This window comes from Chelativorans sp. Marseille-P2723 (genome assembly GCF_902809845.1).
In the GTDB taxonomy this organism is placed as follows: domain Bacteria; phylum Pseudomonadota; class Alphaproteobacteria; order Rhizobiales; family Rhizobiaceae; genus Chelativorans.
This window is the reverse complement of the sequence record NZ_CADDWI010000009.1, coordinates 354,350-376,139: the sequence shown is the minus strand read 5'-3', so window position 1 is coordinate 376,139 and position 21,790 is coordinate 354,350. Positions and strand designations below refer to the sequence as shown.

The window sequence follows — 21,790 nt, the reverse complement described above, 5'->3', positions numbered from 1 at the left end:
TTTCACCACCTCCATTTCGCAAGGCCGGCCGTTCCGATGTCCGCGAAAAGGGCCTCGATGCAGCACCCCGCGAAACTTGCGCGGCGCCTGTCTTTGAGCGTGTGTTTCTTGGATCGGATAGTTGCCCTGGTGCCGACGTTCCGTCGGGCTGAGAAGGGGAGCTTGCGACTGGTGATGTTATGGCTTTCGGAAACATTCCGGCCTCCCGCCGAGCATGAACAATATGGCTTCGCGCAAATCTATCTTTCAAAAAATGCATACCAAAGTTGCATCTCATTATAACTCTTTTAGCATTTGGTTATAGCGCAGTATAGCGCTGCGCATATGCATCCAAACTCGTAAACCATATTCGCAACACTGAACTGGCGCAAGGCAGTGCTATGGTTTATCAGAAAAACCAAGTTCCCCATAAGCGGGATTGGCGCGATTCGTCTGTCCGACAAAGGAGCGGATGATGGTTCACATGACTGATGCTTTCAGCAGCTTTTCGCAATTGGGCGTGAGCTTTGACGAGATTTTCGTGGAGGGCTCTGCGGGCGGTCCGGACTCTCTGGTTCGATATTTGCAAACGCGCCGGCAGATGCTCTTGCGCGATGGTTCGCAGTTTACGTTGCAAGGCGAGGACCCAGCCCATTTCATACGTGCGGTCGAGGTTATCGACGATGCTCTGAAGCTGATTGAACAACTAAAACTGTTAAACCTGCGCGCGGCGCTGGAGGAGGCGGCCAGGACGCCTGGCGAGGCTTCGTAGGGATCGCCAGAAGGGACAGCGGGATAAGAGAGCGGGTGCCTGCGCACTTGCACTCCATGCCGGCAATCATCAAGGGGCAGCGGGCAAGGATCGAAAGTGATCGATGCAGGGAAACCGGCTGACCTTAAGAGGGCGAAATGGTTGTCGCTAAGTTGTCCAGGGAGGGGATCGATGACCGGTCTCTTCCTCTTGAACCGGGGCTGCACCGCATCGGCTCGGACTTCGCCTGCGAGATCGTCCTTCTCCATCCAGCGGTAACTTCGGAGCATTTGACGCTAAAGGTGGGCGAGACGGACGCGTCCATCATGCTGAGCTCCGGTGCGGCCGCCATGCTGCACCGCCAGATGAGCGGGCAACCTGCAGTGTTGAAGCCTGGCGAATGGACGCCCTGTTATTTGGGCGATCGTCTTGTCATCGCCGATACCGTGATCGAGTTTGCTGGAGTTGAGCCCGAGCGCCAACGGGCTTTCGACCTGCTTGCGGAATCCTGGTCTGAGATTCCGGTCTCGCGCATGCTGGTGGCAGCCGCCTTTCTTTTTATTCTTGCTGTTGTCGTAAACGTATTCCTGCCCATCAGGTCCGAAAGCCGATCGACCATCGAGGCCGAGGCGGAGCTTGCACCTGCAAAGATCGAGACGCCGCTTCAGCAGCTTGAATGCAGCGAGGATATTCACGGTGAACTGGCAGTGCTGGGCGGCAGGGTTGAAAGCCTATTGTGTTACGAGGGCAAGTGGCGTGCGACCGTAAGAGTGGCCGATGCTCAGGCTCGCGCGCGGTTACTAGCCGGAGTTGCAAGATCTGACACCCCTGTTTCGGCCGACATATACGTCGATACGGAAATAGCGGAAGCAGCAGCGCTGATCGCGCAAAACCTCGCGCCCGCCTCACGTGTAGTAGGATCTACTCACGGAGTCGTGACGCTGGTGGCGATTGATGATGCGGAACTGCGTGAAAAGCTCGTCCGGCACCTGAAGGCTGATGTGCGGGGGCTGGCCGGTGTGCGTTTCGAGCGCGCCGAGGGGCCGGATGTGGGCGTGTTGACCAGGCAAGTGATCGGGGTTTGGCACGGGCCAAATCCGTATGTGGTGGTGGAGAACGGGGCAATTGTCCGACCCGGCGAGACACTGAGCAAAGACGTCAAACTGTTAGCCGTTGCAGAGAGTTATCTCCTTTTGGATGTGAGGGGCGAGCAGAAGAAGGTGAATGTGAAATGAGAATGCCTGAAGTCCAATATTCCAGTGATGACATATTCGTACTTGGCAATACCGCATCGCTTGCGGTGCGCGTCGGTCTTGGCGAAGGTGCACAATCCTTATGGAAGCTTGTGCAGGAAGTGCGCCCTGAAAATGCGGGCGGTTTCCTGATTGAGGCAATGTACCTGTTTTCCAGAGGGGAGGCTGGCGCCGGGATAGACCTCCTGGAGAGTAACGGCGCGCTTGCCGCCGATGTCAATCGTGACGAGGCACTGGCATTTCATCTCTACCTGCTCCAGCAGGACGGGCAGCTCGAACGCGCTCACAAGTTGGGCTCGATCTACCTCGATGAGGATCTTCTCCAGTCAGAAGCTGCCCTGGAAGCCGTGCAGACCATCGTAACCGAATGTGCCGATGCCTTGGGCATCAAGGAAGATTGATTCCTGTATGCACTGCAAAAGGATAATCGTCGGATGAGCATATCTTTCACGCTAAGTGCACCGCAGGAAAAACCCGCTGCTCCGGGCGTGGACGGTTTACAAACCCGTCTGATCGAAACGCTTCGTCAGCAGGAGGAGAGTATCGTCGGTGACATTAATGACGCCCTTGATCCGTCGAGCCCGCTGATGAGCCTGCCAAGGCCGGTTCAGGAGTTGTTCCGCCGCTGGGCCGACCATCCGAAATATTTAACGCCAGAGCAGGCGCGGCTCATGGATGTAACAAAGAACAAGATCATCCAGCTGCATAACGACAATCGCGACTATATTCGCAATAAAGTTGCACAAAACGCCGATAAAATACAACTTGAAGCGGCTGTCAAAGCGGTTAGTAAAATTGTGAACGGGGTGCAGCAGCTTCTGTCGAGCCAATGATATACGCGCCTTGTCACTATCTTACTGCGAGTACCAGCATGAGGCGTCGTTCACGATGGCCTCTTGGGCGGTTTATGGTCTGCGCGGCGCTGTGTGCATTCCTTGCTGCTTGCAAGGTGCCGCTGCATACCGGGCTGAACGAAGCAGAAGCTAATGAAATGCTGAGCAAGCTGCTGGAGTACAGCATCGACGCGTCGAAAAAGTCCGACAAGGACAATCGGATCACGCTGATGGTGGAAGAAAGCCAGTTTGCCCAGGCGGTCGAGCTTCTTCAAAGCCTTGGATTGCCTCGCCGTAAATATGAGACGATGGGCGACGTGTTTACAGGCGATGGTCTTGTAACCAGCCCTGTGCAGGAATGGGCGAGGTTCAACTTCGCTCTATCGCAGGAACTGTCGAGCATGGTGTCGTCCATCCCAGGCGTCATCTCCGCGCAAGTGCATATCGCCAACCCTCGCAAGCAGACACCTTTCGAGGAGGCGCCACCGCCCAGCGCCTCCGTTCTGGTACTGGTAGCGCGGGACGCCATCACTGCCGAGCTCGTTCCGCAGATCAAGCAGCTTGTTTCTTACAGTGTCGAGAAGATTGATTACGAACGGGTGGGGGTTGTTATTTCCCCAGTGGATACGCCTTCGGCCCCGAAAATGGATCTTGTTGCCCTGGGAGGCGTCATCATGCAGCGCAGCAGCAAGATGCAAGCCCTTGTGGTGCTTGGAGGCATGGGCCTGTTGGGAGCAATAGTAGGAGCCGGAGGCATGTTTGCGATAGAGAATCTGCTGAAGGGCCGGCGGAAGGAGGCCGCTTGATGCATCCGCATTGCAGCTTTGACGAGACACCTCTCGATCACATCATGCCCGACAACCTCCCGGCCGTGCTTGGACTGCGTGATGCTCAGATTGCAGCCCGGCTAACCAACATCCGCCTCCTGGGGCCGATGCTCAACAAGCAGATTCTCAGAAAGCTGCCGCCGTTTACGGAGTCGCGAGCGGAGACGTTGCGTCTGTTTGCGTATTTGATGGATGAAGAACTGGAATCGCTTAACCGATTATGCCGGATAATGGCGGTTATGATCAATCACAAAGCAATTCGGATGGCCACGAGCGGTACTTTGCTAAGCGGTATTGCATCATGGTGCGAAGATCAGGCATTGATCAGAGGGCTTGGCGATAGCCGCTTCCCCTCATTCGAGAATCTCCACGTTCTGACCGCTGTATCGGCCGATGCACTGGAGGAATATGCAACGATGCTCAAGGCATACCTTATAGGCATGCTGCCGCCGGCCTGCCGGGAGCGACTGCTGCTGAAGTATCCGCCTGGAGCTTTCCCGGAGCCGCGGACCTTTGCTGCGAGCGATCCTGACGAGGCATGTATTCTGCGTTACCTGATGCTTGCGCGGGAACATCGCGATGCTGCGGGTTAAAGCGATCGACCAACAGGGGGAAGATGTTTTTCCAGCCAACGGAATCCTGAAAGCCGAGTGCTTCCGCCATCTGGCGGAGGCGGAAACTATTGTGAAGGTGGCGCGAGGAAAAGCTGCCGAATGCCTGCGCCGTGCACGGCAAAGCCGCGGGACCATACACCAGAACGCCCGACAGGCTGGTTATGCCGAGGGGTTGCAACAGTTCTCTGCCGCGATCAAAAATCTTGATGCCGCCCGAACACAGCTTCGCGCTGAACTCGATGGAATGCTGCGCCAGTGCCTGTACTCTGTTCTGGGTTACATGCCGCGGAAAGAATGGCTTTCGATAGCGCTGGAGGCACTGGACGACCTGCGCGGCGACCCCGAAATCGCGATCATGGTTCACCCGGCGAACTTGCGCACCCTTAGATCGGCGATCAGCGCGGCCAGACGCCGCAACAAGAGCCTCGTACCCATCAAGCCAGAACCCAATCCGCAAATGGGTGAAGATGAATGCCTGATCTATGCTGGACTCGAAGTCATCGATGCCAGCATGCCTGTGCTGGTTGAGGAGGCCATTGCCGCTCTAAAGTCACTTCCGGTAAGCAGCGGGGACAAGGATGAAGGGAAAGCAAATGGCACCAAAGCGTAAACCTTCATCTGCCGCCGGCGCCATCGATGATTGCATGGCTGACCTCTTGTTCGAGCGCCAACGGCCGTTCAGGCGGCGAGGGCGGGTGAGCAGGACCACGGGGCCGCTGGTTCGGGCGGCTGGGAATTTCAGCATCGGTGAAGTCTGCTCGATTTCACGCACCACGGGACAGCCGATTCTGGCGGAGGTTGTCGGATTCGATCAGGGGGAGGCCATTTTAACACCCTATGGGCGCACCCTGGGCATCTCGCATAATTCGACAATCCAGTCCGTGATGGGCACGTTTGAGGTTCCCGTTGGTGAAGAGTTGACCGGCCGGGTGCTTGACGCAATGGGCAAACCTCTTGATTCCGGCCACCCGCTTGCCCCCCGCCTCTTCTATCCGGCTGACCGGTCGCCGCCCAATCCGATGCTGCGCCCGCCTATAGAACGACCCTTCGTCCTTGGCGTAAAGGCGCTTGATGGTGCTTTGACATGCGGCGAGGGCCAGCGCATGGGCATCTTTGCGGCTGCAGGCGGCGGCAAGTCTACCCTGGTCTCGCTGATGGTTCGGTTTGCTGAATACGACCGCTGCATCGTAGCGTTGATCGGCGAGCGTGGGCGCGAAGTGCGCGAATTCATCGATGACCAGCTCGGCCCTGAAGGTCTGGCGAAATCGACCATCGTTGTGGCGACCTCCGACCGGCCGGCAATTGAACAGGTAAAGGCGGCGTATACTGCGACGGCGATAGCCGAATTTCACCGTGACCGCGGCGAACGCGTGCTCTTGATCATGGACAGCCTGACGCGTTTTGCCCGCGCGCAACGTCAGATTGGCCTGGCCGCCGGAGAACCTCCGACCAGGCGCGGATTCCCGCCTTCGGTCTTTGAGCAGCTTCCAGGTCTTGTGGAGCGTACCGGCCGCAGTGGCGAAGGTTCCATCACCGCTCTTTATACCGTTCTGGTGGAGGGCGATGACATGAACGAGCCCGTTGCTGACGAGGCCCGTTCGCTCCTGGACGGGCACATCATCCTTTCGCGCAAACTCGCCGCGGCCGGCCACTATCCGGCCATAGACGTCACAGCCAGCGCCAGCCGCGTCCTGAACCGCATAGCCTCCTCCGATCATCTCGAAGCGATCAGCAAGCTTCGTGCCTTGCTTGCCAGATATGACGAGGTCGAGCTTCTCTTGAGGATCGGGGAATATTCTGAAGGGGCTGATCCCCTTGCAGACGAAGCCGTGGCACGCAAGCCGATGCTCGATGCTTTTCTTCGTCAAGGCATGGACGAGGTTCTGAGCTTCGAGCAGACTGTGGAAGCGCTGAAGGAAGCGGTTGGCCATGATTGACTTCTCGAAGATCGTCGCCATCCGCCAGCGCCGGCTGGACCGCATGATTACCGCGGAGAAGCTTGAGGAAGCCGCTCTTCGGCAGGCTGATGCAGATTGCGAGGCGGCACAACAAGCCATTGACGATTATCTTGAGCAGACGAGGACGCTCGAGATCGACCTTCTGACGAACCTTCTCAACAAGAGCGTTTCCGTCAATGATCTTCTTGCCGTCGAAGAAACGCTTCGCAAGACGAAGGAGAAGGCGCAGGAACTCGCCAATCACCGCGCAGAGTGCGAGACCCGGCTGCTTGAAGCGAAGGAACGTGTGCGCATTGCCGGTCGCCAGCGGGCGAACAGCGCCGTGAAACTTAACAAGAGCGAGCATATACAGACACATTTGCGCCAGCAGCGGATGCATTCGGAGGAATTGCGCGAGGAAGCGGCGCTTGATGAGTTTTGCGAGCAAATGGCTGCGAGGAAGGGCTATGCCGCCTGACCTTTCCGTACTGCCGGCCATTTCTCCTGGGATAGTAGCGCTCATTAACCATTTGGCAGCGACCCGCTGGCTGTTCGTCGGTCCGGAGGTGGCTCCGGTGCCGCTGGCAGTGCATTTCGGGTCTCGCGTCCATTTGACCGGCACATGTGTGGAATTGAAGGCGTCGACCGACCTCGGGACGGCTGTACTGTGTATTGAGATCCACCTTATAGATCTTCTGAGCGATTATCTTCTGCCCGGCTGGCGTGAAGAGGATGCTGCGTGCCTCCCTGCTGAATGGCGGGCGATCATGGCTCTGGAGGCGTTCGCCGGCGAGGAGATGGCGAGCAGAATTCTTGAAGTCGATGCACGTGTACTGCTGGCCGATCAGCGGCACGAAGGCCCACCGCTTACCCGGTTGAATGGAAGCGTTGTGGTTGAGGGAAACAGCTTTCCCTTCTCGCTCGAACTTTCCGGAATTAACGAAAGCCGGATCGCTTTCCTGCTGGAGATGCAGCCCGAGCGGATGGTCAGCACACTCGATCCGGAATTCCACTGCCGTGTTCTGCTGACTGGGCGGCCGCTGTCCTTTTGCGAGTACAGTGGCCTTGAGGTCGGTGACACGCTGTTTGCGGGCGCGCTTCGAGGAGAGGGACTTCGGGCGGTGCTTGAAGTCGCTGATGCCGCCACTTTCCACGCCGAAATCGATATCGCAACCGGGGCGATAAACGTTCTCGAGGATGCAGGAATGCAAGCATCAATGGATAACGATGAGGAATTGGAAGAACTGGCACTTGAGGCCGGAGCCGTTTACGATGCGCCGCCAGTTTCAGATCCGGTCGGAGGCTTGCCTGTAAGGCTAGATTTTCTACTGCCGGCCCGGCGCATAAGCTTGTCCGAGTTACGCCAGTTAGGGCCAGGAGCCGTTCTCGACCTCAAGCTCGATCTCACCCAGCCTGTAACGATTCTTGCCAATGGCGCTCCGACAGCTAGGGGCCATTTGGTGCAGATCGGAGAAACGGTCGGGATTCAGATCAGCTATTGGCCGGGTATCAAAGATAATGACTGAGAATTTTCCCGCCATACTTCCCACCACCATCGCCATCATGGCTTTGAGCCTGCTCCCGTTCATGGCGGTGATGGGGACGGCTTTCACCAAGATCTCTATCGTCTTGATGCTCCTGCGCAATGCGATTGGTGTGCAACAGGCACCCTCTGCCCTGGTCATCAACTCCATCGCCTTCACGCTGACCGCCTTCATTATGGTGCCCATGGCCGACTCTGTTATAGGGCAGGTGCAGGAGCAGCAGCTGGGCTTCACGGGTGGGAGAATGTTTCGGGAATGTTCACCATCATATCCGAAGCGTTTACCGATTATCTTCAGCGCTTTTCAACGCCGCGCGAGCTGCAATTCTTCATGGATGCAGCCAGACATATGTGGCCGGAAAGGCTGCATGACCAGATTACAAATGACAACCTGTTTATCCTTTTGCCCGCCCACGTTACCTCGGAACTCACCCGCGCATTCCAAATCGCCTTTCTCATCTTTCTGCCCTTCGTCATCATCGACATGGTAGTTTCGAACGTTCTTCTGGCTATGGGCGCGATGATGGTGCCGCCCATGCTGGTATCGCTGCCCATAAAGATTCTTTTGTTCGTGGCGGCCGATGGCTGGTCGCTCGTGCTTCACAACCTGGTGCTGAGCTACGCCCGGTGAAGCCCTGAACCTCGGGAGGCGAGAAGGAGTCGCACATTGTTTCCCGATGAAGTGTTGATGATGGCGCGGAATGCCATCGTGATGGTTTTCTATCTATCCATGCCGATAATTATTGCCGCCACGGTGGTAGGGCTGGTCGTGGCGCTCATCCAGACCTTGATACAGGTTCAGGAGCAGACCGTGGCCTTCGCAGCCAAGCTGGCAGCCGTTGTGCTTATGCTATCGATCTCAATCGGCTGGATGTCCTCTTATCTGCTCGGATTTTTGAACCAAGCCATGGACAAGATCATCGGGATCTAGAATGGCCGGAGCGTTCTCATTCCTGGCGTCGGACAATCGCGAACTGCTGGATCTTCTGCTTGCGTTCATGCTGTCCGTTTCTCGTCTGACAGGATTTCTGGCGGCTTCTCCCTTTTTTTCCCGCCGCAGCGTCCCGCGGGTCGTGCGTTTTGGCGTGATGGCTGCCTTGAGTTTTCCGATCATGCCGGAACTGGCAGCAGAGATTGCAGAAAGAAAAGATGTGCTGCCTGCCTATCTCCTGTTGATCGTGAAAGAACTGACGCTCGGTCTTTTTCTCGGGGCACTCACCTGGCTGCCTGTACGCGGATTGGAACTGGCAGGCGCCATTCTCGATACCCAGCGCGGCAGCACACAGGCGGAAGATTTCGACGTGATTTTCTCCGCACAGACGACGCCGACGGCGATCTTTCTGTCTCAGCTTTTTGCTGGTTATTTCTTCGCCGCCGGCGGTTTCTTGATGGTGATGACGATGTTCTACCAAAGCGTCACTATATGGCGGCCGCTGGAGCTTCTCCCTGACATTTCACCGGAGATGATGCTCCTTTTCCTGCGGTTTGCCGGGATGGTTTACATCACGGCCATGGTGCTTGTCCTGCCAATTTCCGGGTTCATGTTCCTGAGCGACATCTGCATTGCCTTCCTGGCCCGCTCCGCCCAAAGCCTCAACGCGCTTACCCTCGGCATGCCGGTGAAGTCCGCCGTCCTCATGGTCATGCTGATTTTCTATATGAGCATTCTCTACCCGAACGTTCTGCAGGTGCTTTCCGGAGCGTTGGAGCTCCTGAAGCAGGCACTCATCCCATGAGCGGCGAGAAAACCGAGGCGCCGACACCGCACCGACTGGATGAACGGCGCAAGGAAGGGCAGGTTCCGCAGCGCAGGAACGTCATCGAGGCTGCGCTTCTAACCTTCACCCTGCTGCTCATTGCGGGGCTTTTCGACCGACTTTCTAAAGTACTCCTCGACCTTTCGACAGCTGTCTTTTCGAATATCGACGAAGACTTCGGTGCAGCGTGGGCGCTGAGTCTCCCCGCGACTCTGGACGCGCTTTACTTTATTCTGGCGATCTGCGCCGCCTCATCGCTGTTTTCCGTGCTTTTTGGAATGCTGATGAACAAGTTCCTGTTCGCGCCGAAAGCACTTTCTATAAAGTTCCAAAAATTGAATCCTGTCAACCAGGTGAAGAGCATATTCTCCAAGTCTACTCTATACAATTTTGTGCGACTGCTTGTTTTCTTCTTTTCTGTATGCGTAATATTATACATATCAATCTATGCCAACATAGAAAATTCCCTAAATGCAAGCTATTGCGGCGAAGCGTGTCTTTATCCGCTCTTTGTCAAGATTATCCGGACTGCCATCATATCCATTCTGATCGCCCTGTTGGTGATGGCCGCTATCGACTACCGCATTCAGAGTCTTCTGTTCATCTCACAGAACAAGATGACGAAGGATGAGGTAAAAAGAGAGTATAAAGGGCAGGAAGGGGACCCTGAGATCAAGGCCGGGCGCAAATCCATCGCCGTGAGCGACGCAACCATGCCGCTGCCATCGGAGGCAACGCATGTGGTGCATAGTGATCAGGTGCTCGTGGCCCTCATCTTTTATCCAGGTGTGCAGCAGCCTCCCTACATCGTATTCAAAGCTAAGGGCGCGCGCGTTCCAGTTCTTCGCAGAAGATTTGCCTCTATGAAAATTCCGACGATCAATCAGCCCGGTGCAGCCCTTGAGTTGTATCGGGCGGCGCCGGTCGGCCAGTATCTTTCGGCACGGGCTGCTCGCAACTTTGAAAGAATCCTCAGGGCGTCAATGAGTTAGCCTCAGCCTTTCCCCTTGCTGTCAGAACCAAGGTATTTTTTGGTGGATAAACGTGCTTTCGATATGGTATACAGATATGGAATGCGCATATTGATTTTGCTGTTCGTTGGTATGTAGATTGTTTGCGAGAGATAAATGGTAATCCGGTTTGTTCATGCACTTTTCCGCGTGTTCGGCGTGCGGGGGCATAGGGGCAATAATCAGCTACAATGTCGATCACCGCACGCCGGTAAAGGCGTTGCTGCGGCCTCCATGCAATGGCCTGACGATTACCCCCTGCCTTAGCGCTGACTTTCACAGGCGACGGCATCTTTGGGGGGTGTTCGGTCAGTCAGGTGAACTATGAAGCTGAACCTTGCACGTGGGGTGGTTCCCCGGCTGTTGGCGGTAGCCGGAGTTGCGATTCTTGCTGCATGTTCCACTGCAAACAGCAACCGCACCAGTACATTGGCGCAAATCTCCGTTGGCGAGCGGATGCTGGGCTATGGTGACTATGACAAGGCGTATGCCCTCTTGGATAGGATCGCTGAGAACAATCCCCGCTCCAGTGTCGCTGCGCTAGGGCTGGGCGAAGCTTATTTCCGGCAAGGAGTTCTGCTGAAGGCGTCCGCCCACTATCGAAGAGCAATCGAACTTAGCGCGCGGCTTCCAGGCAAGCTGGGGCTCGCCAGGGTGGAACTAGCCCGTAACAATCCCGCCGGAGCCGAGGTCCTGCTGAACGACATCCTGCAAAGGGAGCCTGGAAATATCCACGCGCTCACCGCTCTGGGTGTAGTTCGCGATCTGGATGGTCGTCATGACCTGGCGCAGGAACTCTATAGAACCGTTCTGAACCGTGTTCCTACGCATAAGGAGGCACTTAACAATCTCTCGCTTTCGCTTGCTTTGGCAGGAGAGGCTAAGGAAGCTTATCCTATAGTCGCGGAGCTATCTCGCTCCAATCAGAATGAAGCGGTGATCCGGCAGAATCTTGCATTGATTCAGTACCTTGCTGGTGATCGTGGAAGATCGAAGCGGACGGCGCTTCTGGACCTGGCTGAAGGGGAGGCACAAGCGAATTTCATTCAGGTCTCGAAGCTCGTCGGAAGGCGCTGAGGAGCATAACCAGCCATCTATGTACGACTTGTTTGCAATTATTGTTTTTTCCAATTTTCCTATCAGCGCTGATCCGGTTTCCCTGCGTTGGGCTGCCGGTTCTCGCCAGAATAAACGAGACTGTTATGGGCATAACTGCAGATGTTCTTTTGATGTTGACAGCCTTTAGCCTGAAGACGAAGTTTTTCGCCAAGGCTATTATTTACGGGCGAGCCGGGGTGGCGCTTTACCCTGAGGATAACCGCTTCAGAGAGGCTCTTGCCTACGGACTGCTGCTTGAGGGTGAGACTGAGGAAGCTGCGGCCGTCGTCAGCACCATTCACCGTCAGACCCGCAATCTAGCCTATCTGAAAGCGCAACTTGCGATGAATGAAGGGCATTCTGAGCCGGAGAGGCAGGAAGCACTCAGGACCTATCTGAGAGGGAGATAAGAGATGAGCGGAACTACGGCCAGAGTCGCAAGCAAGCAGACGGCGTTTCCGTCACGCGCAAATACACCTGAGGGGCAGCAGAAGCAGGCAAAGCTTCGGGAAAGCTCGCCCCAGGGCGCCGAAGTAGCTTCCACCAGCTACGAGGCGATGCTGAGGGAAGCTTATGATAATGATACCTCTGAGCATATGGCCGCCGCCGCAACTGGATTGACGGCTGGCAGGAGAGGATCGGCCGCCGCCAACGAATCTGACAGGAAAGTCTCTGCCAAGTCCAAGAGGGTCGCCAGTGACGACGCGATTCTCGCCAGCATTCGTGAGAGCAGGGGGGCACGCTCGGTAACAGCGCCGCAGGCGGACGTGCAGGGAAAGGATGCACAAGCTTCCGCTAAGGCACGACATGACAGTCACATCATGGGAACCAGCAAGATGGGAGTCAACGAAGTGGCGACCCATGTCAGCTTGCGGTCCTTTATCAGCCTGATCCGCATTCTCCAGAACTGGCAGCGTATTGACGCTGATGCATTTGCACGGGCGCGTTAACGGCATGACAAGCTGTCGAATTATTAGCGGTGGCAATGGGATGACACCATTCTCAACCATGTCGTTAAGAGGCGTTACTTTCCGCTATTACCGTTCCTGTTCCGGCTTCCTGCCGGATTTTCCCAAGCGTCTGAGTGGTTTCCTGGCGCTCCTCCTGCTTGCATTTTGCATCTGCGCCAGCGCGGCTTCCGCCCGCTCAGGGCAGCTTGTGATCGAGGTCGGCAAAGGGTTGCATCTGCAGGGCACCGAGGAAGCCGAAACCGTTTTCGTAGCCGATCCAGATGTTGCGGATCTGAGCGCCTCGCCGGGAGAAGCGCATTTTGTATACGGCAAGCAGCCGGGCGAGACGACGGTTATCGGCGTCGATCTGACAGGGAGTACCCTGTTCTCATATGATGTGATCGTGATCCATAATCTTGATGAAGTGCAGCGGATGATCGCCTACCGTTTTCCGGGGACTCATGTGACCGTCCAGTCTGCGCGGGGGAGCGTTTACGTAAGCGGGACGGTCGCGGATGAGCGTATCTATGACGCGATCATGGAGAGCCTGCGCGGCAGCATCCCCGATGGAGTGCTCATCGACGAGATCATCGTGACCGACGGTCGGATCATCCGCCTTGACGTAAAGTTCATGGAGGTAGCAAGGGACCAGTTGGAAATTTATGGCGTAAGCTGGTCCGTCCTGACCTCCAGTCGTCCAGATGGGCGGTGCAAGTCCAAACCCTGCTTGGAGGTCAATGCCCTCCTGAAGCTACTTCTCGATACCGGGGTGGCCACAGTTCTATCTGAAACGACGTTGACGACCACGAGCAAGAAGAAGGCTAGCTTCATGGTTGGTGAAGAGCTGGCCATTCCACATTATGCGGTTTCGGATGCGGAGACTGCTCCGGGTTATAGCGTTGATTACAGATTCGTGGGGCTGAATGTCGGTTTCACGCCGAGCTTCGTTCCCGGTGAAAAGATCCATCTGGCCATCGAATCCGAAATCTCCAACGTCCACGATACTGCCCAATTCATCAACGGAGATAGGTTCGCCAATATCGCTACCCGCAAAGTCGATACGAGCGTGGATCTTGCAAGCGGCGAGGATTTTATCCTGGCCGGCCTGTCGCGTCTGGATACGAGCGCATCGCTAGACAAGCCGCGCCGCAACTGGGGCCTACTAGGCGAGCTTTCGCGCTGGCTCTTTGGCCGGGACAACATAACCTCTCGCCAACGGGACCTTATCGTGGTTGTCACTCCCTTCTTTGGCGAACCCGATAAGCCGGTTATCGCAGAAGTGATGGACCTTCAGCAGAGTAATCTTGAATATATTCTTGCGAGAAGCGCCGAGGCCAGAGGTGAGCGCCCTGCTTCGGTGCGCCTGTATGGTCCTGCCGGGTTTCTTTATTGAGGCACATATCTTGGCAAACGAACAGAATTCGAGGGGGAATGGATATCGGTCGCTCACAAGGTGCTTAGTTGCGAGCCTCCTTCTGGCAGGCAGCATCCTGTCAGCAGGTACGGCAAGAGCGCAACCAACGCTGCCAGGCGCAAACAGCCCTTACAACTATGTGAGCGTCGAGCAGGATGTGAACGAGGTGATCCGCTTCTTCGCGCTCAATCTGGGGATCGGAGCGAACATCGCTCCGGGCATCCAGGGACGCGTAAGCGATGCTGCTCCGCGCAATCTTTCCCGCCAGGCTTTCATCGATCATCTAGCGGCGGAGTTTCGTTTCGTCTGGTATTTCGATGGCACCGTGCTTCATATGGCGCCATCCAGCAGCGTCCAGACCGAAGTTTTTGCGCTTGAGAACAACAACGGCGCTCGTGTCATGACGGCACTTTCCCGCCTTGATCTCTACCAGCCCAAATTCAGGCATCGCTATGACCTGAAGGGGAGGGTCTTCATGGTATCTGGCCCTCCTTCCTATGTATCGAACATCAAGAAGGCGGTCGAAGCTCTGGAAAAGGCAAACCGGACCATCCCAACCATTTTGCGCGGCGCTGTGGAAGACCCGGTCCTGCACTCACTGTCCCGGATGCCGGACGTGATGCAGTCGGGTGGTGTCGGCGCCGAATCGGGTTTGGCCGCCGAATAGTCCCTGTTACCGGAAAACGAACGATGAAACCGGCAAAACTTGCGGTCCTGCTGGGGCGGCAGAAGGACATTGTTCTTGTTGTAGTCTTTGTACTTGTTCTTCTCATGGTGATCTTGCCATTGCCAGCCGCGGCGATGGATGTGCTGATCACCCTGAACATCAGCGCGTCGATCATCATCATCTTGATGTCACTGCAGATGCACCATCCCGTGCATTTTTCCACTTTTCCGCCGCTGCTTCTCGTGACGACGCTCTTTCGGCTGGCAATATCCATATCAACGACGCGGCTGATCCTGATCGAGGGCGACGCAGGACGCATCGTCGAGACCTTCGGACAGGTTGCAATGGGCGGCAACCTAGCAGTCGGTTTGGTGATCTTTCTGATTATCACCGTCGTGCAGTTCCTTGTAATCACCAAGGGTGCCGACCGTGTTGCAGAAGTTGGCGCGCGCTTCACGCTGGATGGCTTGCCCGGCAAGCAGATGAGCATCGATGCGGACGTCCGTGCGGGCAACATGGATCAGGTGGACGCCAGATTGGCAAGGCAGAACCTGGAGCGCGAGGCCAAACTGTTTGGCGCCATGGATGGCGCGATGAAGTTCGTGAAGGGCGATGCCATAGCGGGCCTTGTAATCACTGCCATCAACCTTCTTGGAGGCGTCGCGATTGGCATGGCCCAGCGCGGACTGGGCTTTAGCGAGGCGCTCAGCCTTTATTCGCTTCTGACGGTTGGCGACGGGCTGGTCGCCCAGATTCCGGCGCTCCTGATCTCGGTGGCGGCCGGCAATATGGTTACTCGGGTTGCAAATCCGAAGGGTATGGATCTAGGAACAGAGATCACCCAGCAAATTGTCGCCAATCACCGCACGATCATCATAGCTGGTATTATCATAGCGCTGTTCGGTTTTGTTCCGGGTTTCCCTACTTCGATCTTCGTCTTGGTCGGCGTCAGCATGGCCGGAGGCGTCCTTTGGACCATGCGCCACCGGCAACGCATTGTGCAGAATGCGCAAAGTGACTGGCACCTGCGCCTTGCGCTGTTGAAGCAGCAATATGCCGAGATCGAAGGGCGCACGGGCAAGAAGGAGAGCCTGAAGCTGCTCTTGCCCCGCGAAGTCTACAAGCTGGATGTCGTAAGGTTCTACGAGGCTTTCGAAAAGGCGCGTACCGGACTAGAACAGGAATATGGTATTCCCACCGGCTATTGGCGGCTTGAGGTCGATGAAGGGTCCGAGCACACCTACAAGATCTTTGTCGGTCAGGAGTTTGCCGATAGCGGCACCCTCAGGGTGGACAGTTTTTTCGTGAAGGCCAATCCGGACTACCTCGAACCGCTTGGCATCCCTTGCCTTGGCAGCTTCGGCCGCAGGGAAGGAGCGGTCGTTTCTGCCGAATATGAGGAAAAACTCATTCAGGAAAATATCGCCTATTGGCCTCCCATGGTGCAGTTGCTCCTGCATACAAAACGGGTGGTGATCGAGCGGCTGGACTTCCTGGCTACATTCCAGAACACTTCGGCAGTGCTTGAGGAAGTGCAGGCTAGTAATCCTGCCTTGATAAGCGACCTGCGCGAGGCTGTCTCGAACAACCAGGTCACGGGCGTCATCCAGAACCTGCTTCGTGAGCGCATCCCGATCACCAGCCGTGTGCGCATCCTTGAGGCTGTTCTGAAATGGTCGCAGAGGCGGCCCGATCCGGCCTATCTTGCGCAGAAAGTGCGGGTTGAGATCGCTGATTTCATAACCCAGCGCTTTGCCTCTGATGGCTTTCTGCCGGTGGTCGTTGTCTCGCCGACGATCGAGTCCTTTATCCGCGAAGGGACAAGGAGCACCGAGGAAGGGAATTTCCTCGTTCTTGAGCCTTCGATCGCGGCGCACATCGTCAAGCAGGCCAGGCAGATATGTGGGGAGGGGTTCCGGCGCGGGCTCGATCCTGTCCTGATCATGCAGCAGGATGTGCGTTTTGCTATGCACAACATCCTTCATGAGCACGGCATTTACCTGCCTGTCCTCGCCTATCAGGAAATTACCCCGGAGACAGTCATATATCCGGTCTCATTCCTTTCTGCCGAGCCGGCAGAAGCCGTGCAGCAATAGGATGCTGAAGAGGCTGGCTAACTGAAAACGCTTCCGCCTGGCTATCGGAAACAGCGAAGAGGTTATTTCCGCGAACTTCGACATATTACAGAACACAAGGAGATGAATAGACTTACTGCCTTGTGTTTTGTCCAGTATAAGTTTTAGGAGTGACATATATGTCTGGTATTTCCGGTATTCAGGGCGGCGCTCAGAATTTCAAAAATCTTCAGAATATCCTCTCCCAGCCCGGACAGGAAACTCAGGATTTCACCGCTCTGTTCGAGCTCTTGGCCGCTGCCGTAAAGAGCAAGCAAGCCGACGCTGGCTGCTCGGGAAGTAACTGCGGTGCCAATGCGGCTGGTGCACAGCCGGCAGGCGGATGCCAGGGCGGCGGCTGCAACTGCGGTGCTTGTACCAACTGTATGAGCAACATGCAGTTCAGGTGATCGAAGATCCGCGCGGCAGGCCGTTGCAGAACATCGTTCCAGGCCTGCCGGCGGCTTTCAAGGGCGGAATTGTCCGCCTTGCACGGAAGCCTCATCACACACGGACTGTTCATTCGGTCTGAGTGTCTGATCCGGCTTCCATCCGGGGCAATTTGAACGACATATTAGACTAATAGTTTGGAGTACATCATGACTGCTCTTGCTTCCACTGCCCTTGGCAGCCTGCTACCTTCGCTCGGAAACGCGCTAGGTTCAGTTCTAGGCAACTTGACCTCGCGAAATGCTTCCGCTGGCGCTCTTGCGTCCAGCTCTGCCATCAACGCGGCGGAATTGGGAAGGCTTCTTCAGTTCCAGGCAGACACCGCTTTCAATGCTGATAGAGACAGCCGTGAGATGCATGAAATCAACATGCAGCAGATGGATCGTTCGACCTTTGAGAGCATCCTTAAGGTTTCGCACGACATGACGATGCATACGTTCACCAAGCAGATGGAAAAAATCAATCAGGATTCTCAGCAGATGAGCCAGTCTGCGGGCTGATCCTGATGATCTTTTATCCGCGCTGCCGTGGGGAGAGGCAGCGCGGGCTGTTTTTGAACCTCTAAGGATCAACAATGAGTGAGCTTTCTTCCATATCTGCTTTCGGCGGCACGGATGCTCATTCCACGGCAATCCTGCGCCTGGTTCAGGATGTTGTGGAGAACGAGATGGGCCAGGTGCGGGCACAAATGACCGATTCGTCACTCCGGCGCCGCGCTCACATGAAGGAGCTGGTAAACGAACAGATTAGGATGGTGGCGTTCATGGCCGACAGCACCATTGCCAGCGCACAATCCAAGCGCCTTCTGACGAAGCTTACCGACAAGTTCAAGCTGATCGATTCGTTCCAGCGCAGCCTGGGGTGAGCAGGGACGCTTCCCTGCCGCCCTATTCTTCAGCTGCGGCGGCTCAGACAACACCCTTCTTGAGCGTCCTGACGGCCGCTGCGATTCTGCAACACGCGCCTGACGATATTGAAAGTAGCCTCATAGGACCTTGCTTCCGACTGGCTCCTGATCGAGGGCTCCGCGCCCAAGAACGGATGGGGAGCCCACCCTCTTCACAATGCTGCATTTAATGCTCCCTGCAGCTCCGGCGGCGTGCTCACTCCTCCTCACACCTGCCTCATCGTCCTTTCCATGAACTCTGTGCCAGCTTCAGCCTTGCCGTTGTGCCCCTGACTGGGGGTAAATGGACCCGTCCGGCATGGCAGATGCCACGATCTTTCCGTCGACGCTGGATTTATCTATGAACGACGGGAATTTTGACGCGCAAATAGAAAATTGTTTCCCTATCCGGGCTGGATATACAAATCAGTTTACAATATGTAAACGGCCAGTTATCGCGGCGCTCCTTTGAGGCCCGCGCTTTTACTCTGCGGATAGCTCAGCGACGTTGCCCTAGGAGGGCTCTGTCATATTTTCTGGGTGCGCACGTCAGCGTTTTGATCCGCATGGCTTTCTTTTACGGGTGTTTTTAGATGAGAAATATCAGTATCCGCAAGATGTGGGTGTACGTTTGTGCGATTGAAGAAGGCAGCTTTACCGAAGGGGCTCGGCGGGCAAACATATCGCAGCCCGCGGCTATAAGCATAATTGGCGAGATCGAGGAAACCGTAGGCGAAGAGCTGTTTGAACGTTCGGGCAAAACGCGGCGAGCTACCCCGACGCAACGCGGCAATGAAGTTTATGACACATTTGTGCGCACCTTGGCCGTGTATGAGCGCGCGCTTGAGGCCATCAGCGCCGGCAAGCGGCCACGCCGCGTCCAGAAAATTCTGATCCAGACGCCCTACGCTGCATCGGTCTCCGCTCTGTGGCTCAGCAAACTGATCGAGCAGGAGACGGATTCGCAGACCTCCATTCGTTCGGCAAGCTGGCAGGAAATCATGAATGCAATCGAGAATCGCGAGGATTGCATGGCGCTTGTTGATGGGGAGATACGTCTAAAGAATAGCGAGTATATTTCGATCGGCAATGTGGAAATGGTCCTAATAATTCCCGACAACTATTCCAATATCGATCCCGGTCAATCCGAAGTGGCGTGGGAGGATGTACCAAGTGGCGCAGTCATATATTCCGACCTCTGCCCGAACACTTTGGAGCGCATTTATGAGAATCTCAAGATGGCCCAGAAGGACGCCGGCGACTTCATTGAGGTGAACTGCCCCTCGGTACTGAGCAACTTTTGTAGCAAGGCAGGCATTCCTGCCATCGCACCAAAGAACTTGATCGATGCGTTCGGAGATGAACTTCGCCTTCGCTGGCTTCCTTTTTCCTACTCAAAGCTGTTCATCCCTATCGGCTTGTCCATCTCTCATGGCAACCGAATGCGCAGCAAGGTAATCGGCAAGGACATCGACAATGTCTTCGAGCGCCGCTTCTACATCTGACTGCGTCCTAATATGAATACGGGTTCGACCATATAGCATGATAGTGGATGACACAGCTGGGGGGCTTGATAACGAGTTCGGGAAATTCCCCAGATATATGAGCCTCGTTGCAGATGTATTCTCCTTTTCATTCGATGAGGCATTCAAGGTTGTCGAGCGTTTCCGGAATAATGCCGAACTGACGCAGGCTCTTGAAGTGCTACTGCAATATGTCGGCAATTCCGATCTGCCAGAAGGGCAGAAAGAAGATGTTATGCGGCTTATCGGCGAGGAAATGGAAGTTATTGCTTACGCAGTGATCTCCCGAAGCTGCGTCGTTCCTATATAAAGGTCCGCAATGACGTAAACGACCTGGGCGGTAACTGTGGCATCCGCGGTTGCCGCCCGTCCTCATGGGCAGGCTATTCCGTGAGGTAGAGGCATGCTTGGTGATCATAATATTTTCCAATTCTAATATTCGTGTCAGCGCTGGCTACCTGACGGATGTCGAGCCGACCAACCGATTCACAGGTGAACGCCATGCCGATTTCGAGTGCCGCAATTCCTATGCACGTCCTGCGGACGCCGGATATACAATCCGCTTGCAGCGCGTCAGCGTTATCTCCCCGACGCTCAAGAAGCCTTTCCCTTCAACATTCTTCCGCAAACCTGCTATTACCTCGGGCGGCAAGCCTGGATCGCTTCGGAAAGGCCAACGGCCAGAACAAGGTTGCCCAAGGCAATGTCAGTGAACAACTCGCAGAAGACATGGCGAACGCCTTTCTCAAGAAGGCAGGGGCCGACCTTGCCCTGCGTGGTGGAAAGCTTTTCATCACCCGGCATCGCGACCTGGAGGAGGCGGAGGCGCAACGTTCACCTTCGCCGCAGCATCTGGCTCAAGTTTGCCGCTCGTTGACATTGGCGGATGAAACACCCGCAAAGCTGGAGATTGCCAGAAAGCTTCTGCCGGCAGTCAACGCACAGTTGCTTGAGCATCTGGAAACCAGCAAACCCGACGGCACCCTGAAGGACAGAATAACAGCTTTGGTCAAGAGCTATTTCGCAGTCCTTGGCGGCCGGGACCTTGCGATCGATGACACAATTGCGACGGTCAACACGTATTTCTTCGACAAGATCAGCAGTGACAAGGCGCTCAACGGTTCCAATATTGCCGCAGCGGCTCTTACTGCTCTCCTGATGTTCGTTCCCACCATTGGCAAGAACCTGCCGACGGTAGTGCAGGCACTCCACGAGCGACGCTTCAAGGACGCGCTCATGCCTGCACTTTCGATCTGTGCTATAGGTGCCATGACGCTTAATCCTACAACCGCCGCGTTCGGCCTGGACAAGACCTCTGCCATTGCTGCGGCGGCCGGCAATGCACTGATGATGACCAATTTGCCGGAGATTCTGCATCACGGATATGAATGGGTCAGCCTCCGCCGTGCCCGCTTCGATCAGGAGGCCTACCCCTTCACGTCCTTCGCCATCGGCCACGGACTTGTCGATAACGGCCTTCACACCGTGCTGGACTTCCTCCACGAATTTGCCGCCCAAGCCGGCTTCCTGTCGCTCAATGTCATGAATGCGGTGCAAGGTGGCGAATCGGCGCGCAATCCTGCAGCTTTCCCTCTGCTCGTAACGCTTTTGGGCTCCTTCGCTCTCGACACGCTGAGGGGGGAGCAACCCTTTGCGGATTTCAAGCCTGATCGGAAGTCAGTAGCCGCGGATGTAGCCGAGAGCAGCCGGAATGTTTCCCTCAGACGACAGGCCGCACAGTCTTTCCTCCAGCAGAAGATCGCTGAAGCTTACGGCTCAAGTTTTGGAGACCTGGTCCGTCCGCTTTTGAACCGCTCCGCGATCGCGCAAGGGTCCAGGCAGCTTGGCGGCAGGACACTTTCGGACAAGGAAGAAATGACATTCTTGAAAGGCTTGGCTGACCGGATATGCAATGGCAAGAAGGCGATTGACGATGCTCATGTCGCCATCGGCCGGATCTACCGCTATGACGACTTTGATCCGGCGGCCAATGCTGGAGACGATCGGATGCTGGGCGAATTTCTGCGTTTCCTGCAGTCCGAGCGGAACAAGGATAAGCGCATACTGCGCAAGGACAACGTATATCGCAACGTAATTGCTCATGCGATCCGGTGCGCTGCACTTGAGGAATTGAAGGTTTAGGCCCGGTCAGGCCAGATCCCGCCGGCGCACAAAGGACTGGCC

The 21,790-nt window shown here is 55.9% G+C and carries 26 protein-coding genes; all 26 read left to right on the top strand.

Going from position 1 to position 21,790, the window contains the following annotated elements; translation table 11 throughout:
• The first annotated feature begins 463 nt into the window (after window positions 1–463).
• On the top strand, window positions 464–751 hold the full coding sequence (locus HUS57_RS09125) for a hypothetical protein (RefSeq protein ID WP_173932939.1): 288 nt from the start codon (window positions 464–466) through the stop codon (window positions 749–751).
• A 137-nt stretch (window positions 752–888) separates the two neighbouring features.
• Window positions 889–1,965 (top strand): FHA domain-containing protein, encoded by a 1,077-nt coding sequence (locus HUS57_RS09120; protein WP_173932937.1) that lies wholly within the window; start codon window positions 889–891, stop codon window positions 1,963–1,965.
• A gap of 2 nt (window positions 1,966–1,967) precedes the next feature.
• A complete protein-coding gene (locus tag HUS57_RS09115; protein WP_210256065.1) occupies window positions 1,968–2,384 on the top strand; it encodes a hypothetical protein in 417 nt (138 codons plus the stop codon).
• Between the two features lie 33 nt (window positions 2,385–2,417).
• Window positions 2,418–2,816 carry a hypothetical protein gene (locus HUS57_RS09110; protein WP_173932934.1) on the top strand — a complete coding sequence of 133 codons (399 nt, stop codon included), beginning with the start codon at window positions 2,418–2,420 and terminating at the stop codon, window positions 2,814–2,816.
• Window positions 2,813–3,622 carry a type III secretion inner membrane ring lipoprotein SctJ gene (sctJ, locus tag HUS57_RS09105; protein WP_348640563.1) on the top strand — a complete coding sequence of 270 codons (810 nt, stop codon included), beginning with the start codon at window positions 2,813–2,815 and terminating at the stop codon, window positions 3,620–3,622. The genes HUS57_RS09110 and sctJ overlap by 4 nt, the downstream gene beginning before the upstream one ends.
• Window positions 3,622–4,236 carry a hypothetical protein gene (locus tag HUS57_RS09100; RefSeq protein WP_173932931.1) on the top strand — a complete coding sequence of 205 codons (615 nt, stop codon included), beginning with the start codon at window positions 3,622–3,624 and terminating at the stop codon, window positions 4,234–4,236. The genes sctJ and HUS57_RS09100 overlap by 1 nt, the downstream gene beginning before the upstream one ends.
• Complete coding sequence (locus HUS57_RS09095) at window positions 4,223–4,867, top strand: hypothetical protein (protein ID WP_173932929.1); 645 nt, start codon at window positions 4,223–4,225, stop codon at window positions 4,865–4,867. The genes HUS57_RS09100 and HUS57_RS09095 overlap by 14 nt, the downstream gene beginning before the upstream one ends.
• Window positions 4,868–4,901: 34 nt before the next feature.
• A complete protein-coding gene (locus HUS57_RS09090; protein WP_173933263.1) occupies window positions 4,902–6,194 on the top strand; it encodes a FliI/YscN family ATPase in 1,293 nt (430 codons plus the stop codon).
• A complete protein-coding gene (locus HUS57_RS09085) occupies window positions 6,187–6,672 on the top strand; it encodes a hypothetical protein (RefSeq protein WP_173932927.1) in 486 nt (161 codons plus the stop codon). Before HUS57_RS09090 ends, HUS57_RS09085 begins: the two co-directional genes overlap by 8 nt.
• The gene (locus tag HUS57_RS09080; protein ID WP_173932925.1) at window positions 6,662–7,720 is read left to right on the top strand and encodes a FliM/FliN family flagellar motor switch protein; all 1,059 of its coding nucleotides are present in this window, start codon (window positions 6,662–6,664) and stop codon (window positions 7,718–7,720) included. Before HUS57_RS09085 ends, HUS57_RS09080 begins: the two co-directional genes overlap by 11 nt.
• Before the next feature lie 273 nt (window positions 7,721–7,993).
• Window positions 7,994–8,368, top strand: a complete 375-nt coding sequence (locus HUS57_RS18095) for a hypothetical protein (protein WP_173932916.1) — start codon at window positions 7,994–7,996, stop codon at window positions 8,366–8,368.
• A 36-nt stretch (window positions 8,369–8,404) separates the two neighbouring features.
• Window positions 8,405–8,668 (top strand): flagellar biosynthetic protein FliQ, encoded by a 264-nt coding sequence (locus tag HUS57_RS09070; protein ID WP_173932914.1) that lies wholly within the window; start codon window positions 8,405–8,407, stop codon window positions 8,666–8,668.
• A 1-nt stretch (window position 8,669) separates the two neighbouring features.
• Window positions 8,670–9,473, top strand: a complete 804-nt coding sequence (locus HUS57_RS09065; protein ID WP_173932912.1) for a flagellar biosynthetic protein FliR — start codon at window positions 8,670–8,672, stop codon at window positions 9,471–9,473.
• Window positions 9,470–10,486 carry an EscU/YscU/HrcU family type III secretion system export apparatus switch protein gene (locus tag HUS57_RS09060; protein WP_173932909.1) on the top strand — a complete coding sequence of 339 codons (1,017 nt, stop codon included), beginning with the start codon at window positions 9,470–9,472 and terminating at the stop codon, window positions 10,484–10,486. The genes HUS57_RS09065 and HUS57_RS09060 overlap by 4 nt, the downstream gene beginning before the upstream one ends.
• A gap of 342 nt (window positions 10,487–10,828) precedes the next feature.
• Window positions 10,829–11,581: a tetratricopeptide repeat protein gene (locus HUS57_RS09055; protein ID WP_173932907.1), complete on the top strand. Its 753-nt coding sequence runs from the start codon at window positions 10,829–10,831 to the stop codon at window positions 11,579–11,581.
• Window positions 11,582–11,706: 125 nt separating this feature from the next.
• Window positions 11,707–12,012: a hypothetical protein gene (locus tag HUS57_RS09050; protein ID WP_173932905.1), complete on the top strand. Its 306-nt coding sequence runs from the start codon at window positions 11,707–11,709 to the stop codon at window positions 12,010–12,012.
• A 3-nt stretch (window positions 12,013–12,015) separates the two neighbouring features.
• Window positions 12,016–12,552, top strand: a complete 537-nt coding sequence (locus tag HUS57_RS09045) for a hypothetical protein (protein WP_173932903.1) — start codon at window positions 12,016–12,018, stop codon at window positions 12,550–12,552.
• A gap of 40 nt (window positions 12,553–12,592) precedes the next feature.
• Window positions 12,593–13,945: a pilus assembly protein N-terminal domain-containing protein gene (locus HUS57_RS09040; protein WP_173932901.1), complete on the top strand. Its 1,353-nt coding sequence runs from the start codon at window positions 12,593–12,595 to the stop codon at window positions 13,943–13,945.
• 10 nt (window positions 13,946–13,955) lie between these two features.
• Window positions 13,956–14,633 carry a hypothetical protein gene (locus tag HUS57_RS09035; RefSeq protein WP_173932899.1) on the top strand — a complete coding sequence of 226 codons (678 nt, stop codon included), beginning with the start codon at window positions 13,956–13,958 and terminating at the stop codon, window positions 14,631–14,633.
• 23 nt (window positions 14,634–14,656) lie between these two features.
• A complete protein-coding gene (locus tag HUS57_RS09030) occupies window positions 14,657–16,729 on the top strand; it encodes a flagellar biosynthesis protein FlhA (protein ID WP_173932897.1) in 2,073 nt (690 codons plus the stop codon).
• Between the two features lie 158 nt (window positions 16,730–16,887).
• Entirely contained in the window at window positions 16,888–17,157 is a 270-nt protein-coding gene (locus HUS57_RS09025) for a hypothetical protein (RefSeq protein WP_173932895.1), read from the top strand.
• Window positions 17,158–17,334: 177 nt separating this feature from the next.
• Entirely contained in the window at window positions 17,335–17,697 is a 363-nt protein-coding gene (locus HUS57_RS09020; protein WP_173932893.1) for a hypothetical protein, read from the top strand.
• Window positions 17,698–17,771: 74 nt separating this feature from the next.
• Window positions 17,772–18,062, top strand: a complete 291-nt coding sequence (locus HUS57_RS09015; protein WP_173932891.1) for a hypothetical protein — start codon at window positions 17,772–17,774, stop codon at window positions 18,060–18,062.
• A gap of 614 nt (window positions 18,063–18,676) precedes the next feature.
• Window positions 18,677–19,588: a LysR family transcriptional regulator gene (locus HUS57_RS09010; protein ID WP_173932889.1), complete on the top strand. Its 912-nt coding sequence runs from the start codon at window positions 18,677–18,679 to the stop codon at window positions 19,586–19,588.
• Window positions 19,589–19,625: 37 nt separating this feature from the next.
• Window positions 19,626–19,916, top strand: a complete 291-nt coding sequence (locus tag HUS57_RS09005) for a hypothetical protein (RefSeq protein ID WP_173932887.1) — start codon at window positions 19,626–19,628, stop codon at window positions 19,914–19,916.
• Between the two features lie 419 nt (window positions 19,917–20,335).
• Complete coding sequence (locus HUS57_RS09000; RefSeq protein WP_173932885.1) at window positions 20,336–21,748, top strand: hypothetical protein; 1,413 nt, start codon at window positions 20,336–20,338, stop codon at window positions 21,746–21,748.
• Window positions 21,749–21,790 lie beyond the last annotated feature (42 nt).